Annotated in this window: 13 protein-coding genes; 5 read left to right on the forward strand and 8 right to left on the reverse strand. The window is 56.1% G+C overall.

Annotated features, from left to right (window positions below; all coding sequences use genetic code 11):
• Positions 1-53: 53 nt before the first annotated feature.
• Positions 54-1,592, reverse strand: a complete 1,539-nt coding sequence (aldB, locus tag ACOTY5_RS21690) for an aldehyde dehydrogenase AldB (RefSeq protein WP_045142689.1) — start codon at positions 1,590-1,592, stop codon at positions 54-56.
• A 166-nt stretch (positions 1,593-1,758) separates the two neighbouring features.
• On the opposite strand from aldB, the gene ACOTY5_RS21695 reads away from it, so the two are divergent.
• Entirely contained in the window at positions 1,759-2,643 is an 885-nt protein-coding gene (locus ACOTY5_RS21695; protein ID WP_015572761.1) for an ROK family protein, read from the forward strand.
• A gap of 3 nt (positions 2,644-2,646) precedes the next feature.
• Here ACOTY5_RS21695 and selB read toward each other — a convergent pair whose 3' ends face one another.
• The 3 genes from selB to ACOTY5_RS21710 form a co-directional block, all read right to left on the reverse strand.
• A complete protein-coding gene (selB, locus tag ACOTY5_RS21700; protein WP_017693788.1) occupies positions 2,647-4,485 on the reverse strand; it encodes a selenocysteine-specific translation elongation factor in 1,839 nt (612 codons plus the stop codon).
• Complete coding sequence (gene selA / locus ACOTY5_RS21705) at positions 4,482-5,867, reverse strand: L-seryl-tRNA(Sec) selenium transferase (protein WP_023304616.1); 1,386 nt, start codon at positions 5,865-5,867, stop codon at positions 4,482-4,484. The genes selB and selA overlap by 4 nt, the downstream gene beginning before the upstream one ends.
• A 103-nt stretch (positions 5,868-5,970) precedes the next feature.
• On the reverse strand, positions 5,971-6,579 hold the full coding sequence (locus tag ACOTY5_RS21710; protein WP_015572763.1) for a glutathione S-transferase: 609 nt from the start codon (positions 6,577-6,579) through the stop codon (positions 5,971-5,973).
• 436 nt (positions 6,580-7,015) lie between these two features.
• On the opposite strand from ACOTY5_RS21710, the gene ACOTY5_RS21715 reads away from it, so the two are divergent.
• The 4 genes from ACOTY5_RS21715 to ACOTY5_RS21730 all read left to right on the forward strand — a co-directional run bounded on the left by ACOTY5_RS21715 (position 7,016) and on the right by ACOTY5_RS21730 (position 11,181).
• A complete protein-coding gene (locus ACOTY5_RS21715; protein WP_015572764.1) occupies positions 7,016-8,923 on the forward strand; it encodes a PTS mannitol transporter subunit IICBA in 1,908 nt (635 codons plus the stop codon).
• A gap of 101 nt (positions 8,924-9,024) precedes the next feature.
• Positions 9,025-10,173, forward strand: coding sequence for a mannitol-1-phosphate 5-dehydrogenase (mtlD, locus tag ACOTY5_RS21720; protein ID WP_045142688.1), 1,149 nt, complete (start codon positions 9,025-9,027; stop codon positions 10,171-10,173).
• Complete coding sequence (gene mtlR / locus ACOTY5_RS21725) at positions 10,170-10,760, forward strand: mannitol operon repressor MtlR (RefSeq protein ID WP_017382580.1); 591 nt, start codon at positions 10,170-10,172, stop codon at positions 10,758-10,760. Before mtlD ends, mtlR begins: the two co-directional genes overlap by 4 nt.
• 58 nt (positions 10,761-10,818) lie before the next feature.
• The gene (locus tag ACOTY5_RS21730) at positions 10,819-11,181 is read left to right on the forward strand and encodes a YibL family ribosome-associated protein (RefSeq protein ID WP_015572767.1); all 363 of its coding nucleotides are present in this window, start codon (positions 10,819-10,821) and stop codon (positions 11,179-11,181) included.
• Positions 11,182-11,213: 32 nt separating this feature from the next.
• Here the strand turns inward: ACOTY5_RS21730 and ACOTY5_RS21735 are convergent, their stop codons facing one another.
• The 4 genes from ACOTY5_RS21735 to ACOTY5_RS21750 are packed head-to-tail and all read right to left on the reverse strand — an operon-like array spanning position 11,214 to position 16,089.
• A complete protein-coding gene (locus ACOTY5_RS21735; protein WP_015572768.1) occupies positions 11,214-12,308 on the reverse strand; it encodes a fimbrial protein in 1,095 nt (364 codons plus the stop codon).
• Positions 12,309-12,317: 9 nt separating this feature from the next.
• The gene (locus ACOTY5_RS21740; RefSeq protein ID WP_032651950.1) at positions 12,318-14,798 is read right to left on the reverse strand and encodes a fimbria/pilus outer membrane usher protein; all 2,481 of its coding nucleotides are present in this window, start codon (positions 14,796-14,798) and stop codon (positions 12,318-12,320) included.
• Between the two features lie 4 nt (positions 14,799-14,802).
• Positions 14,803-15,477, reverse strand: coding sequence for a fimbrial biogenesis chaperone (locus ACOTY5_RS21745; RefSeq protein ID WP_023295610.1), 675 nt, complete (start codon positions 15,475-15,477; stop codon positions 14,803-14,805).
• Positions 15,478-15,507: 30 nt separating this feature from the next.
• Entirely contained in the window at positions 15,508-16,089 is a 582-nt protein-coding gene (locus ACOTY5_RS21750; protein WP_015572771.1) for a fimbrial protein, read from the reverse strand.
• Between the last annotated feature and the right edge of the window lie 771 nt (positions 16,090-16,860).

Consider the following 16,860-nt stretch of genomic DNA (forward strand, 5'->3'; position numbering starts at 1 on the left):
CCGGCTTTAACCCGGCTCAGGTCACCCCACCCGGGACGGCCTGAGCCCGGAGATTAAAACAGCCCCAGCGGTTTATCGGAGTAGCTGACCAACAGACATTTCGTTTGCTGGTAGTGCTCCAGCATCATCTTATGGGTTTCACGCCCGATGCCCGACTGTTTGTAGCCGCCAAACGCCGCATGAGCCGGATAGGCGTGATAGCAGTTTGTCCATACGCGTCCGGCCTGAATGCCGCGGCCCATTTTATAGGCCAGATTACCGTTACGACTCCAGACGCCCGCCCCCAGGCCATACTGCGTGTCGTTAGCGAGCTCCAGCGCCTCGTCCATGGTTTTAAACGTGGTGACGGCAAGCACCGGTCCAAAAATTTCCTCCTGGAAAACGCGCATGTTGTTCTTACCGAACAGGATGGTCGGCTCAAGGTAGTAACCCTCCTGCAAATCGCCGCCCAGCACCTTACGACGACCGCCGGTCAACACATCGGCCCCCTCTTTTTTGCCGATATCAATATAGTTGAGGATGGTTTCCAGCTGGCCATGCGATACCTGCGCTCCCATCTGGGTGACGTTATCCAGCGGATTACCGCTGCGAATCGACTCCACGCGCCGGATCGCCCGCTCCATAAAGCGCTCATAAATGGATTCCTGCACCAGCGCGCGGCTCGGACAGGTGCAAACTTCACCCTGGTTGAACGCGAACAGCGCAAACCCTTCCAGCGCTTTGTCGAAGAAGGCGTCCTCTTCATCCATCACGTCGGCAAAGAAGATGTTCGGCGATTTCCCGCCCAGCTCCAGGGTCACCGGAATGATGTTCTGGGTCGCGTACTGCATGATCTGCTGACCCACTTCCGTTGAGCCGGTAAACGCCACTTTAGCAATACGCTTTGAAGTAGCCAGATATTCGCCGATCTCTCCCCCGGCCCCGTTGACCACGTTAATGACCCCCGGCGGCAACAGGTCGCCAATCACCTCCATCAGCAGCAGTACCGAAAGCGGCGTTAAGCGTGCAGGTTTCAGCACCACGCAGTTACCCGCCGCCAGCGCGGGCGCCATTTTCCAGCTCGCCATCAGCAGCGGGAAGTTCCACGGAATAATTTGCCCCACCACGCCGAGCGGCTCGTGGAAGTGATACGCCACGGTATCTTTGTCAACTTCACTTATTCCCCCCTCCTGGGCACGAATGCAGGACGCAAAATAGCGGAAATGGTCAATCGCCAGCGGCACGTCCGCCGCCATGGTTTCCCGGATCGGCTTGCCGTTGTCCCACGTTTCCGCGGTCGCCAGCAGCTCCAGATTCTGCTCCATCCGATCGGCGATTTTGAACAAAATGGCCGCTCTGTCCTGAACGGACGTTTGTCCCCACTTATCTTTCGCCTTATGCGCCGCATCCAGCGCTAAATCGATATCCCGCTTGCCCGAACTGGCAATTTCACACAGCGGCTGGCCGGTAACGGGCGTCAGGTTGGAATAGTACTCACCGTCGACGGGCGCCACCCAGTCGCCGCCGATAAAGTTGTCATAGCGGGGCTTCAGCTTAAGAGGAAAACCATACTCGCCTGGCTGGATACGCAATGAGGGAGGATTGTTTGTCATGACCGTCTCCTTGCAGTAGGTGTACAACAAGGGTAGTTCCGGCTGGTGATTTTCTCGCCAGTCGGTAACGGGTTTACGAGCCGTATCACGGATTACCGTACTTTACGTTTCGTTTCTGCCGCCGGAGCCATACTTAATAGCTCAGGGGCTCATGAGGAACAATGCAATGCAGCTATTTATCGGCTTTGACGTGGGCGGAACCCACATCAAACACGGCGTGATCAACGAAAACGGCGAAGAACTGACATCCGATGAATATGATACGCCTGACGATGAAAGCACCTTCAAACAGAAGTGGAAAGCGGTGGTGGATAAGTACCGCCAAGAGCATGAGATCGTCGGCATCGGCGTGAGTTTTCCGGGCCACATCAATCACCATACCGGCGAAGCGGCCAAGGCCGGGGCGCTGGATTACCTTGACGGTGAAAACCTGTGCGAGCTTTTCGCACAGCTGACCGATCTCCCCGTAACAACCGAAAATGACGCCAACTGCGCGGCGCTGGGCGAACGCTGGCAGGGCGCCGGTAAGGACTATGAGCATTTTGTCTGCATCACCATCGGCACCGGCATCGGCGGCGGTATCGTCATGGAGGGCGATCTCTACCGTGGGTCGCACTACCGGGCGGGTGAGTTTGGCGTGCTGCCCGTTGGCAACAACGGCGAGCCGATGCACGAAGTGGCGTCCGCCAGCGGCCTGATGAAAGCCTGCCGCCGCGCGCTGGCCGTGTCGGAAGATGAGATGCCTGACGGTGAGGAGCTGTTTAGACGCATGGACAGCGACGTGCATCTGCGTGAGGCCATAGAAGAGTGGGCGCATTTCCTCTCGCGGGGCATCTACAGCGTGATCTCCATGTTTGATCCGCAGGCGGTGCTGATTGGCGGCGGCATTAGCGAGCAGGAGAAAATCTATCTCCTGCTGGATAAATACCTACAGCGATTCGAGGAGTGGGAAGCGCTCCGGGTGCCCATCCTTCCCTGCGAGCTGGGTAACCAGGCGGGAAGGCTGGGCGCGGTCTGGCTGGCTAAGCAGAAGCAGGCGCGCAGCGCTTAACGCTTAGGGAAATAACTGCGCGTCGCGTAGCACATGGTCATTGCCACGACGACGCGTAAACCCGATGCGGTTGAAATACTCCAGGATCTGAATCGCCAGTTTGCGTCCCACGTTCAGCCGATCGCGGAAGTCTGCGGCGCAGGTTGATCCGCGCGCCTGATCCAGCTCCCGGATCAGGTTCGCAAACGCCACGATCCGATCGTTGCGGTAATAACGATCTTTCACGATCGCCACAATCATCCCCTGCTGCGCCGCATGGCGCAGTACCTGACGCATCAGCTGCTCATCGGTATTGGTTTCACGCGCCAGATCGCGCACCCACCACGGTTCATCGCCAAACAGCGCCGCCACTTTTTGCCAGACCGCGTCCTGCTCAGCGGTAAAACCGGCCTTGTGTTCCGGCAGGTGCAGCCAGCCGTGATGACTTGCAATCACGCCGCTTTCACGCATGTTTTCAATCAGCAACAGCACCAGCGCGTCGTCTTCCATGGGCAACGCCATGCGCCGCAGACGTTCACGACCCGGACCGGGCTCATCCTGATGCTGTTCATGGTAGGTCGCCAGCGTGCTCAGCACTTTGCGCTGCCAGCGCGCCGCCACCGGCGCGTTCAGCAGGCTGTTGCCGGCCTGAATAAAACCTGGCTCCTGCGTCAGAAGACGCAATCCTTCGCCGCTGAGCTGGCGCGCCCAGGCGAACGCCGCCAGATCCACCGCACCACGCTCAAGGTGGATATCTAACGCAGACTTATCATCGCGGGCCTGGGCCAGTGCGGCCAGCCACTGTAAATACTCGGGCTTACGCTTGCCGCGACGGGGCGGATCCAGCATGACCACGCGCGCGCCCGCCAGCGTTTCCCGCGCCGAAATATCGCGCAGAACCAGGCGGTCGTTATCCGCCAGCCAGAGCGGGGAGTCGAACACCAGTTCGGCGAGATCGTTTTCCAGCAGCGACACGCGTCCGGTGATGTGGCTGGCCGCGTGGTGGATATGCAGCGGCTGCCACTGGGTCAGCGGGGTATGGGTCTGGAGAGAAACGATGATCCGTTCAGAAGGCTCCGGCGGCGCGTCGGCCAGCAGCCAGTCGCCGCGGTTAAGCTGGTCTTTTTCGGCATCACCGGCAATATTCAGCGCGATACGCTGCCCGGCGTGGGCCTGTTCCACCGGCTGGTTTTGCGCGTGAAGCCCGCGTACGCGCATCGGTTTGTTCACGCCCGTCAGCCACAGGGTATCGCCCACGTTCACTTCGCCGCTCAGCGCGGTGCCGGTCACCACCAGCCCAGCCCCTTTCACGGTAAATGCCCTGTCGATCGCCAGACGGAAGCGGTGATGGCTGGCATGTTCACGAGACGGGATCTGCTGCAAATGGTCGCGAAGAGCGTCGATACCGCGGCCTTCTGTCGCCACGGTGACAAACAGTGCGGCATCCCTAAAACCGTACTCACTCAGCGCCGCCAGCACCTCTTCACGCACCTCGTCGATACGCGCCTCATCCACACGGTCCGCTTTGGTGAGGGCGACGGTCAACTGCGGGTTTCCCGTCAGCTGGAGGATCGCCAGATGCTCGCGCGTTTGCGCCATCACCCCGTCATCGCACGCGACCACCAGCAGGGCGTGATCGATCCCGCCCACGCCCGCGAGCATATTGGAAAGAAACTTCTCGTGGCCGGGCACGTCGATAAAGCCCAGCACGCGACCGTCGGGCTGCGGCCAGTAGGCGTAACCCAGGTCAATGGTCATGCCGCGCTTTTTCTCTTCCGGCAGGCGATCGGCATTCACGCCCGTAATGGCCTGCAATAACGTGGTTTTGCCGTGGTCAACATGACCGGCGGTGGCAATAATCATTTCAACATCATCTCCAGAAACCGCACTTCATCTTCCAGACAGCGTAAATCCAGCCACATGCGCCCGTCACCGATCCGGCCAATCACCGGCGTCGGTAATGCGCGCCAGCGCGCCGACAGCGCCTCAAGCTGGCTTCCGCGTCCGTCGCGCGGGGTGAACGTCAGCGCTTCGCTCGGTAACCTGTCCACCGGCAGCGAGCCGCTGCCAATTTGCGACAGGCAAGGCTCGATACGAACGTCAAACTCAGGGTAATGAGGAGCAACCTGCGGCAGTAGCGCTTCCGCCTGCGCGCGAATGGAGGCCGCATCACGGCTCAGCAAACGCAACGTGGGCAGGCGGTCAGCCAGTTTCTCCGGGTGGAGATAGAGCCGCAGCGTGGCTTCCAGCGCGGCCAGCGTCATTTTATCGGCACGCAGGGCGCGCTTCAGCGGGTGCTGCTGTAGCTGCGCAATCAGCTCGCGCCTGCCGACGATAATCCCCGCCTGCGGCCCGCCCAGCAATTTATCACCGGAGAAACTGACCAGGCTTACGCCCGCGGCAACCATTTCCTGCACCATGGGCTCTTTCGGCAGACCGTACTGGCGCATATCCACCAGCGACCCGCTGCCGAGATCGGCAATCACCGGCACGTTTAGCTCGCGCCCGATGGCGGCCAGTTCGGCCTCTTCCACCGTTTTGGTGAACCCCTCAATATGGTAATTGCTGGTATGCACTTTCATCAGCAGGGCGGTGTTTTCATTCACCGCCGCGCGATAATCTTTTGCATGGGTACGGTTGGTTGTGCCCACTTCATGCAGCGTGCAGCCCGCCTGGCGCATGACGTCCGGAATACGAAACGCCCCGCCGATCTCCACCAGCTCGCCGCGAGAGACGACAACCTCTTTTCCGCTCGCGGTGGCCGCCAGCATTAACAGCACCGCCGCCGCGTTGTTATTCACAATGCAGGCATCTTCCGCGCCGGTGATCTGGCAGAGAAGATCCGCCAGTGCGCGATCGCGATGCCCACGCCCGGCGCCGTCCAGATCGTACTCCAGCGTCACCGGCGAGCGCATGGCACGGGTGACGGCCTCTGTTGCCTCTTCGGCCTGCTGTGCCCGGCCCAGATTGGTGTGCAGAACCGTGCCTGTCAGGTTAATAACCGGGCGCAACGCGCTTTGCCCGTGCTTGCTCAGCCTGCGTTCAACTTCCTGCTCCCACGCCACGCACCAGCCGGGTAGCGCGTTCTCAGCCTGAATATGGCGACGCGCATCGTCCTGAAGCTGGCGTAGCATGTCGACCGTTGCAGTATGGCCAAACTGCTCCAGCACCGCAGTGATGCGCGGGTCACGAAGCAGACGATCGGTAGCGGGGATCTGGCTGTAGAGGGAATGATGAGTAGTCATGAATGCGCCTGGCGAGTAAATATCTTCCCCCCTCCCGACGGGAGAGGGAGTTAACATGTGGGGGGATTGTACCGCCTCCCGCCAGGAAGTGTTATAACCCGCATCAAGCCTTTGGCGGTTCAGTCCGGGCAAAACTTTCGCGCTGGAAGAGCGTCTCCGCCAGTTTGACCAGCAGCGGACGATCCACGCACCAGCCCGGCGAGACGCGGCGGAAATTGAGGTAACCAATGGCGCAGGCGATGGCGATCGTCGCCAGATTCAGGCTATCGCTCTGAATTTTCCCGTCGCGGATCAGCTGTTCGCACATATCCAGGCTGCGGCTGATTTTTTCGCGCTGGCGTAGCAGCTCATTTTCTGACTGCTGGGCGGCGGGCCTTGCCTGCTCGCGTACGGACGTCAATGCCGCATCCATAATGCCATCCGCCAGGGCTTCAATTTGCTTCATCGCCAGCGCTGCTTTTGGATCCGCCGGCAGCATGGCTGGCGCAACGCCAAGCAGTTCGATGTACTCCGCAATGATCGGGGAATCAAACCAGTAGTCGCCCTCGTCCGTTACCAGCGCCGGGACTTTCCCGAGCGGATTGTACTGCGCAACGCCGTTCTCTGCGTTGTAGGGCTGTTCATTCACGAATTCAAATTCAATCCCTTTCTCCAGCAGGAGAATCGAAATCTTACGCACGAAAGGACTGGTATAACTGCCGATGAGTTTCATTGCTTATCCTTAATGCCCATAAAGAGGTCAGTATGGATCAAGCCGTGGAAAAAGGCAGGTATGCGTATCGCATTCCTGCCATGAGGGAATACGGGAGAAATCTGCATAAAAATATTTTGTGAATCAAATCACAATCTGGAAACAAACAGCCAACTTAACATTGTGATATAAATCACAAAACACCGTCCATTTTGGCGTAATTCTGAGCGATGTATTTTTTTTACACACTCATTATGTGATAGCGATCACTTCATTAATGTCCTCACCCCCCACATTCATGTGATTCAGATCACACAAAATTTCGCTGTCTGGACAGTTGAACGATTCAGTGCCAGATTTCACAGCATCAGAACAGGGCCCGGCTACCTCTGCCGCCGCACATTAACGATAAACCTCGGGCCACAAGCCTAAGCGTAAACATAAGAAGGGGTGTTTTATGTCATCCGATTTCAAGATCAAAGTGCAAAGCTTTGGTCGTTTCCTCAGCAACATGGTGATGCCAAATATCGGCGCGTTTATCGCGTGGGGTATTATCACCGCATTATTTATTCCGACAGGGTGGTTGCCTAACGAAACGCTGGCAAAACTTGTTGGCCCAATGATTACCTATCTCCTGCCACTGCTCATCGGTTATACCGGTGGTCGTCTGGTGGGCGGTGACCGCGGTGGCGTCGTGGGTGCCATCACAACCATGGGGGTGATCGTCGGTGCGGATATGCCGATGTTCCTCGGTGCGATGATTGCCGGTCCTCTGGGCGGCTGGGCGATCAAGAAATTTGACGTCTGGGTTGATGGCAAGATCAAATCCGGCTTCGAAATGCTGGTGAACAACTTCTCTGCGGGCATCATCGGGATGATCCTCGCGATTCTGGCGTTCCTCGGCATTGGCCCGGCGGTTGAAGTGCTGTCCAAGCTGCTGGCGGCGGGCGTTAACTTCATGGTGGCGCACGACATGCTGCCACTGGCGTCTATCTTCGTTGAACCAGCGAAAATCCTGTTCCTGAACAACGCCATCAACCACGGTATCTTCTCACCGCTGGGTATTCAGCAGTCACACGATCTCGGCAAGTCCATCTTCTTCCTGATTGAAGCGAACCCGGGTCCGGGTATGGGCGTTCTGCTGGCATACATGTTCTTTGGTCGCGGCAGCGCGAAACAGTCTGCTGGCGGCGCGGCGATCATTCACTTCCTGGGCGGTATTCACGAAATTTACTTCCCGTATGTGCTGATGAACCCACGTCTGATCCTGGCCGTTATCCTTGGCGGTATGACCGGCGTGTTCACCCTGAGCGTACTGGGCGGTGGTCTGGTGTCTCCGGCTTCTCCAGGCTCTATCCTGGCGGTGCTGGCGATGACCCCGAAAGGCGCCTACTTCGCGAACATCGCGGCGATCTGTGCGGCCATGGCGGTCTCCTTCGTGGCCTCCGCTATCCTGCTGAAAACCAGCAAGGTGAAAGAAGACGACGATATCGAAGCGGCAACCCGTCGTATGCATGACATGAAAGCCGAATCCAAAGGCGCAACGCCGCTGGCGGCGGGAGATGTCTCTAACGACCTGAGCCACGTGCGTAAAATCATCGTGGCTTGTGATGCCGGTATGGGCTCCAGCGCAATGGGTGCGGGCGTACTGCGGAAGAAAGTGCAGGATGCGGGTCTGACCAACATCTCCGTCACCAACAGCGCGATTAACAGCCTGCCGCCGGACGTTGACCTGGTGATCACGCACCGCGATCTGACCGAACGCGCTATGCGTCAGGTACCGCAGGCACAGCACATTTCCCTGACCAACTTCCTCGACAGCGGCCTGTACGCCAGCCTGACCGAACGCCTGGTGGCGGCGCAGCGCCATGAAGATAACGAAGTGAAAGTGCGTACCAGCCTGCAAGACAGCTTCGACGAGAGCAACGCGCATCTGTTCAAACTGGGCGCTGAAAACATCTTCCTTGGCCGCACGGCGACCAATAAAGAAGAGGCCATTCGCTTCGCCGGTGAGCAGCTGGTGAAAGGCGGCTACGTTCAGCCTGAGTACGTTGAGGCGATGCTGGAACGCGAAAAGCTGACCCCAACCTACCTGGGTGAATCCATCGCGGTGCCACACGGTACGGTGGAAGCCAAAGACCGCGTGCTGAAAACCGGCGTGGTGTTCTGTCAGTATCCTGATGGCGTGCGCTTCGGTGAAGAAGAGGACGACATCGCCCGTCTGGTGATTGGTATCGCCGCTCGCAACAACGAGCATATCCAGGTGATTACCAGCCTGACCAACGCGCTGGATGACGAAACGGTTATTGAGCGTCTGGCCAACACCACCAGCGTTGAAGAAGTTCTGGCCCTGCTGAACAAATAACAGCGCCTCTTCCCTCTCCCCCCGGGGAGAGGGCTAGGGTGAGGGGAAAACGTTCCTCACCCCAGCCCTCTCGGGTAAAAACATTGATAAAGGTTAACACTATGAAAGCATTACATTTTGGCGCAGGTAATATCGGTCGTGGCTTTATCGGTAAACTGCTGGCAGACGCGGGCATTACCCTGACATTCGCCGATGTGAATCAGGTGGTTCTGGATGCCCTGAATGCCCGTCATAGCTATCAGGTTCACGTGGTGGGTGAAAACGAACAGGTTGAAACGGTCTCTGGCGTCAACGCGGTAAGTAGCATTGGCGACGACGTGATTGACCTCATCGCGAGCGTTGATCTGGTCACCACCGCCGTGGGTCCGGTGGTGCTTGAGCGTATCGCCCCGGCGGTTGCGAAAGGCCTGGCGAAGCGTAAAGCACAGGGCGTTGAAACACCGCTGAACATCATCGCCTGTGAAAACATGGTGCGCGGCACCACGCAGCTGAAAGGCCACGTTCTTGCGGCCGTCGCCGACGAAGATAAAGCCTGGGTTGAAGCGCACGTGGGTTTTGTGGATTCCGCCGTGGATCGCATCGTTCCGCCGTCAGCATCCGCCACCAACGACCCGCTGGAAGTGACCGTGGAAACCTTCAGCGAGTGGATCGTTGATAAAACCCAGTTTAAGGGCGCGCTGCCGACCATTCCGGGAATGGAATTAACCGATAACCTGATGGCATTTGTCGAACGTAAACTCTTCACGCTGAACACCGGGCATGCTATAACCGCGTACCTCGGAAAATTGGCCGGTCATCAGACGATTCGTGACGCGATCCTCGATGAGAACATCCGTGCGGTGGTCAAAGGGGCAATGGAAGAGAGCGGCGCGGTGCTGATCAAACGCTACGGTTTTGATGCTGATAAACACGCGGCATACATCCAGAAAATCCTCGGTCGTTTTGAAAACCCGTATCTGAAAGATGACGTTGAGCGCGTGGGTCGTCAGCCGCTGCGTAAACTAAGCGCGGGCGACCGCCTGATTAAACCGCTGCTGGGCACGCTGGAATACGGCCTGCCGCACGCTAACCTGGTGAAGGGCATCGCTGCCGCCATGCACTACCGCAGCGAGCAGGACCCGCAGGCGATTGAGCTGGCTCAGCTGATTGATGACAAAGGCGCGCAGGCTGCGCTGGCGCAGATCTCCGGTCTGGATGCCAACAGTGACGTATTTGCGGAGGCGGTCAGCGCATACAACGCAACCAAATGATGCAGAGTCCGGCGCAGGTTAGCCTGCGCCCGAATAACAGATTGTCAGATATGCAGGCAATAATGGAACAAACCCAGGCCTTTGAAAATCGTGTGCTTGAGCGTCTGAATGCTGGCAAAACCGTACGAAGTTTCCTGATTGCCGCCGTCGAGCTGTTAACCGAGGCGGTGAACATTCTGGTGCTTCAGGTGTTTCGCAAAGACGACTACGCGGTAAAGTATGCTGTAGAACCGTTACTGGACGGAGACGGACCGCTGGGCGATTTATCGGTACGGCTGAAGCTGATTTACGGTCTTGGCGTGCTGAACCGCCAGGAGTATGAAGACGCCGAGCTGTTAATGGCGCTGCGCGAAGAGCTCAATCATGACGGTAATGAGTACACCTTTACCGATGATGAGATACTGGGGCCCTTCGGCGAACTGCACTGCGTATCCGCGCTCCCTCCCACACCTCAGTTTGATAACAGCGACCCTGATCTGTACGCGATGCAAAAGCTGCGTTATCAACAGGTTGTGCGCTCCACCATGGTGCTTTCCCTGACTGAGCTGATTTCTAAAATCAGCTTAAAAAAAGCGTTTCAGAAGTAAGCCCGCACACATTGGTGTATCCTTCCCTGTAAATTCCCCGTTTTCAGAGTTATTTGTCATGAAAGAAGTCGAAAAGAACGAAATTAAACGCCTGAGCGACCGTCTGGATCTGATCCGCCATCAGATGGCTGGCCTCTCCCTGGTCGATTCTGCCGAGAAATATGCCGAGCTGGAAAAAGAGTCCGTGAAGCTGGAGGCGGAAATTGAACGCCTGCGCGAAGTGAAAGGCCAGAAGCTGAGTAAAGAAGCGCAGAAGCTGATGAACATGCCGCATCGCCGCGCGATCACCAAAAAAGAGCAGGCCGACATGGGCAAGCTGAAGAAAAGCGTCCGTGGCCTGGTGGTGGTGCACCCGATGACTGAGCTTGGTCGCGAAATGGGCCTGAAAGAGATGACGGGTTTTTGTAAGACCGCGTTCTGATCGTCCTCCCCTGCCGCTGCGGCAGGGGAAACTCAGTTGTAAATCAGGTTAAACGTCGCCATCGCATCCGCTTTTCCCGCCGTCACGTTCTCTTCCGTCTGAAGGTAATGCGCATCAAACCAGAAGGTTTGCGTCTGGTTATCCCCCACTTGCCCAAATGCTGACACCTGTGGGGTGTTCCACGGTACCACCTGCCCCTGAACCGAACCGGTATTGTCACCGTAAAGCAGTTCGATCCCGACACCGCTGGCGCTATCCTCCTGCTTCGTCAACGCCAGCGCCCGATCGTTGCCCGGCGTGGTATCGCCAAAGAAACCCATCTTCACCGCCGTGTTATTTTCGCAGGTCACCGGAATGCTGAAGCGTCCGCCTCCGGCGCGGGAGCCTATGCCATGAAATTCACGCTGGCTCACGCTCCCCATGGGAACAAGAATGCTGCGAGAGCCCACTGAACAGCTGGTACGCCTGACGGTGAAGCTGGCGAGATGGATCTGTACCGGTGTCGCCACGTTGGTGGCGCTGGCTTGATTTTCTCCCGCCTGCAATATCAGCGATCCTACATTTTGCTCCTGGGAATTGGCGTTATCGTCAGGCATGGCGCTGGTCGTTGGAATTTTGTAAAACACCACCCAGAACTGCATTTTATACATTGAGGCGCTGGCAAAGGCGGGGTTTTGCGATGCGTCGCAAATGCGCCTGGACTCATTGCCATTCACCTGACTTGTGCCGTCAATATAGCGTACCGCATCGGCGCCGCAGTACTGCTGTTCCCGGAACCCCAGCGCATAGCCGATGCCGTCGATCTGAGTTTTATAGACGTGACGTGACGCTCCGTCTTCACCAACCACGGTGCCGACGGGGTTATCCACGTCGACAAAGCCGATACTACGCCAGGCATCATTCCCGCCATCACAGCTGTAGAAATCCGCCCCGGTAGACTGTATCGGCGCAGATATCGGCGTCCAGTCCGCCGTGCCGGGCGCATACCCTATGGCGTAGGGCACCTGAACGACCCACTGATCGCGCGTGGTGCGGCAAGATGAGGTCTGAGCATGGGCATGAAAACTCAGCATGCCAAAAAGCGAAAGAAGGCTCAGGTAGAAAAACCAGTGAATAAAACGACGCATGATATTCCTCTAATGGCACTCAACGGATAGCGTGGCGATACCGGGGGCCATATGAGCTTTCCCCAGTCTGAAAGGTGTCTGGCATTGCTGCTGCTCCCCGTCCTGATACCAGCTGACGCGCAGGGTGCCGCGCTCTGGTACCCCGCTCAGGTAGGCCTGACCGCCGTCAGCGACCATGCTTCGGTTTGCAGAATGGCGGTTCTGCTCCACCACTTCAGCCTGCGCGCCAAACGGCAACGGTTCGCCGTGGTAGCGCAGGGAAAACAGAACGCGATAACCAATGTGGGTTTTGTAATTGGCCAGCACCACCGCGCCGCTGGTGGGAATGAGCGTCAGACCGCTCTGCTCAACGTCGACGTTCTCACCCAGCGTCGCCGTATCAAGGCTGACGGTATTTTTGCGATACGCCGAGAGCGTTGGCATGACCGCATAGCCGCGGCTGTCGGTATGGATCCCGTTGTAGCCCTCCGGCTCAACGTTCGCCGCGCCGGGCACGCGTAGCAGGGCGACGGTATCGCCCAGCGGCTGGCTAAGCGTGACGCCATACTGCGTGGCGATAACGCCTCCGGCGAGTCCGAGGCTCGCGTTGCTACCGCTTCGGCTGTGGTCATAACCGAGGCTGACGTTGCCGTAGCCACCGTTGTATTGCAGCGCCAGGCTGGTACTGTCGGCTTGTCCCTCGCTGGCCTTACTCTGCTGAACGCTGTAATTAAGGTTGCGATTCGCCAGCGCACTGCCGTTGAGTGACACCTGCTGAGTGGTCATCCCACGATTGTTGTGGTTGATGAAGTAACTGACCGAGCTGTCCGGTAACCAGTGACCAAGCGGAACATTGACGTTAAACGACACGGTACGATCGGGATGCTGCTCAAGCGCTGAGTCGGTGTAGTCATACCCCGCGCCCCAGGTAATGCCTCGCCAGCTGGTGTACCAGCCAATGTGGATGGTTTTATCCTGCCCGGACGTATGCCAGTAATCCTGCATCCATGCCGAGACGCTGAGGCTGCCGAACTGACCCAGCGTCTGTGAGAAGGTGACCTGCGAGCGGCTACGGCGATTATTGAGTTGCAGCTGTTGGCTGTCAGACTGATTCAGTTCACTGAATTCATAGTAATTGCGCGAGGCATAGCGATAACTCGCCAGGTTGAAGGCGGTGCCGGTAGCGCTGAAATCTTTCTGATACTGAATGCGCCACGCCTGCCCCATCGCGCTTTTGCCATTGGGTAAACGGCTTTTTGCCAGCGTATCGTCAATGCCCAGCGAGCCAAATGCGCCAAACCCTCTGCCTACGCCAATTGCACCGGCCTGATAGTTGCTCGCCGTACGAAAACCGCCATACACCGTCATCCTGGAGAGCAGACCGTAGAAGAAAGCGCCTTCAACAAACTCAGGTGAACGCGCATCGCCGGAGCCGGAGTGAAATCGTCCGGCGTTGAGGCTGTATTTCAGGCTGCCCAGGCGTCGCATAAACGGCACCGCAGAATAGGGTTGGGTAAAGACGCGCGTTGAGCCGTCACTTTCCGTGACCGTCACCTGTAGATCGCCACTTTGTGCGCCGGGGAACAGATCGTTAATGATAAATGGCCCGGCGGCCACCCAGGTTTCATAGATCACATAGCCATTTTGCGAAACGGAGACTTTAGCGAAGCTGTGTGCGACGCCGCGGATGGTTGGTGCGAAGCCGCGCTGGCTGTCGGGCAACATGCTTTCGCTTGATGTGAGCTGTACCCCGCGAAACGCCACGCTATCGAAGACGTCGCCTGCGGTCCAGGCATCGCCGATCCGTAGCTGGCTGTTAAGACGGCGAATATCCCGGGTCAGCCAGCTACTTTGCGACTGAAAATGGTCGCCGCCCGCGTCGCTGTGGCTCCAGGCGGAGGTGTTGCGCAACCGCCACGCCCCCAGATTGATACCGTTACGCAGGCTCAGATAGCTGGATGTCGTGACGCCACGCTGATGATGTGCCTGGCCGCCCGACAGACTGTAATCAGTAAATGCCGCCGGGATACCATCGTCCCACTGCGACTGCGGCACGTAGCCACGGCTGCGGTGTTTCATCGCCGCCTGCGGCAGGCTGAGAAAGAGACGCTGCTGGTTGAAATCATAGGAGGTTCGCGCTGCCGGAATGAAATCCGCGAGGTGCGTGAACGTTTCTCCCTCCCGCAACCGTGAGAATGCAGGAATGGCCCTGACATTCACCCCAAGCGCTTCCAGCAGCGATACGCTAAAAACGGGTTGCAGGCTGCCTTTCTCATTGACGAAGGTGATCTCCTGATGCCGCTCCTCGCGTCCGTTAATCTCCAGCGTCACGAGCCAGGTGCCTGGCATCTGCCCGCCCTTTTCAGAGAAATAGTGCAGATCCGCCGTTTTCTGTTCGGTAGAGGAAAGCTCCAGCGCGGCGGGATCAAAGTAATCCTCGGCCATCCCCGCGCGGCTGAAGCTAAGCAGCAACACCGAAAGCGGCGCGTAACGAAACAGGCGAAAAGACATGGTCTTAAAGAGGCTGGGTGTGGGTGGCGGTGATGGCACCAAAATCATTAATAGCCGACCAGCTTACGCCCCCGGAGGCGGACACAGGCCATTCGCGGATTTCCCCTGGACCGATCATGCCCGGCTGCTCAATTTTATGCCCGCCAACGGACAGTCGATAAAAAGAGACGTAGTATGGCGTCGGGTTGGCGGCCTTAAGCCCTTTTCCCGTCCGCGAAAACGTTATTTTCTGCCAGGCAGTGGCAGCGTCCCCTTTAAGGTTGTCCGGGCGGTAGAAAATTTTAAATTTCGATTTAACGTTAACTTGTAATTCGTTGCTGCTCTCTTTTGGCTTTGGCGCAATCGCTTTAATATCGAGCCAGAATACAGATTCACGATCTGTGGGCAGCGGAGCGCCGGTATATTGAATACGCAGCGTGTTGGTCTGCTCCGGATCAAGTCTGAACAGAGGTGGTGTAACAATAAATGGCGCAGCGTTATTTTTATCCTGCCCATCACCTTCAACCCACGACTGAATAAGATAGGGAACCGCACTTTCCATATTAGAAACAGAAAATGCCACCTCCTTGCTGTGTTGTGGGTATACGATCCGTGTTCCCCCCATTACAACGCCAGCGGAAACTGACGCAGAACTAACCATTAATGCAGTGAGCATAATATACGATAAACGTTTCATCATTATTATCTCTGGAGGTGGCTGAGAGTGAAATCAGTTATAAACCATCAGGAAGTTGGAAACGGCATTGACGTCGCCCGCGTTAATTTCCGACCCGTCTTTGTCGAGAGAGGCATAAAACGTTAATTCAGCATTGCCTTCAGCATCCGGTGCGGTTGTTTCAGATACCGTACCCGGTTTAATCGCGGTGCTGCGATCGCTGTTATAAAGCTTCACGCCGACGCCCGTCGCCATACCTTCGCCTGGCGTAACCTGTAGCAGTGTGTCATTCACCGTATCTTTGGTTCCGTCAAACAGTACCGCAACCGATTCAACCGTCTCCGGGCAGTTCTCTACGTTGATTTTGAACTCACGCGGCGTCGTTTCGCTGTGATCGTCGAAGTAGCTTTTCGCCCACGCGCCGAGGTCTACCGTTTTGCTTTTTGACGCAGGGGTAATATCACAGGAAATAAGGGTGATTTTCCCGGTAAAGTTGATCACGCCGCCTGTGCTCTGCGAGCCAGCGCCTGTATCCAGGGAAGCATTAACGCCAGAATCACTGCTTGCCAGTACTGATTGAGAAGATAACAGCAGCCCCGCCGCGGCAATCGCCAGCGCCACATTTTTGATTTTCATTTGGAACACTTTCCCCTCTGTAAATTAAACAGATATAGACTTGTTGTACCAGGTACAATAACCGCTATAAGGATTTAAAAACGCCACCAAAAGGGTTTTAGCAGAATGGGTGACGCGACCTTATAGAATAAAGCAGGGTCCATCCCATGGTGATAATCCGTATATTTTCAGAAGGCCATACACAGATATCCTGCAACTGAGGAAATGACTTCTGGCCGAAAATAACACTGAATACGTTGTGGTTAGTAATAAATTTAATATCTTCTGTAACGTTGCTTCTGAATAAATAGTAAATCATATGCCTTTTAGCGTCTACGTATTGAAAAGCAGTACGCCGCGTCTGTAAACACTCTGGAATTAACACTCAGCTAACAAATTTAACCCCTTTCGATTGCCCTGATAATTATTAATTTGCTTTTAATACCGTAACTAAATTACAAGAGAGCCAACTGATCATTGTTTGATCAATTTATTTCAGAATATTATTAGCCAAAAAATGTCACTTCAGCAAAAAATTCTTTCCCTTTATCCTGAAAAATCACGGTTAAACAGGATATTTCTTTATCGATCAGCAATTGATCGTTTGTAATACACTGTTAAAATCTATATGTGAAATTTACCCTAATTAAAATTTTTTGCTACAGCTTAGATTTCGCATTTTTAACCAAAAAAAATTTTATTTATAGGAAATAAATCACTCTGCTCACATATATACAGCTTTTCAAAAACACAAATAAAGCAAATAAACCTCATTCAATTCACGTAATATTA

The sequence above is a fragment of the Enterobacter cloacae complex sp. SHL018 genome (assembly GCF_049237905.1).
GTDB lineage: Bacteria > Pseudomonadota > Gammaproteobacteria > Enterobacterales > Enterobacteriaceae > Enterobacter > Enterobacter hormaechei_C.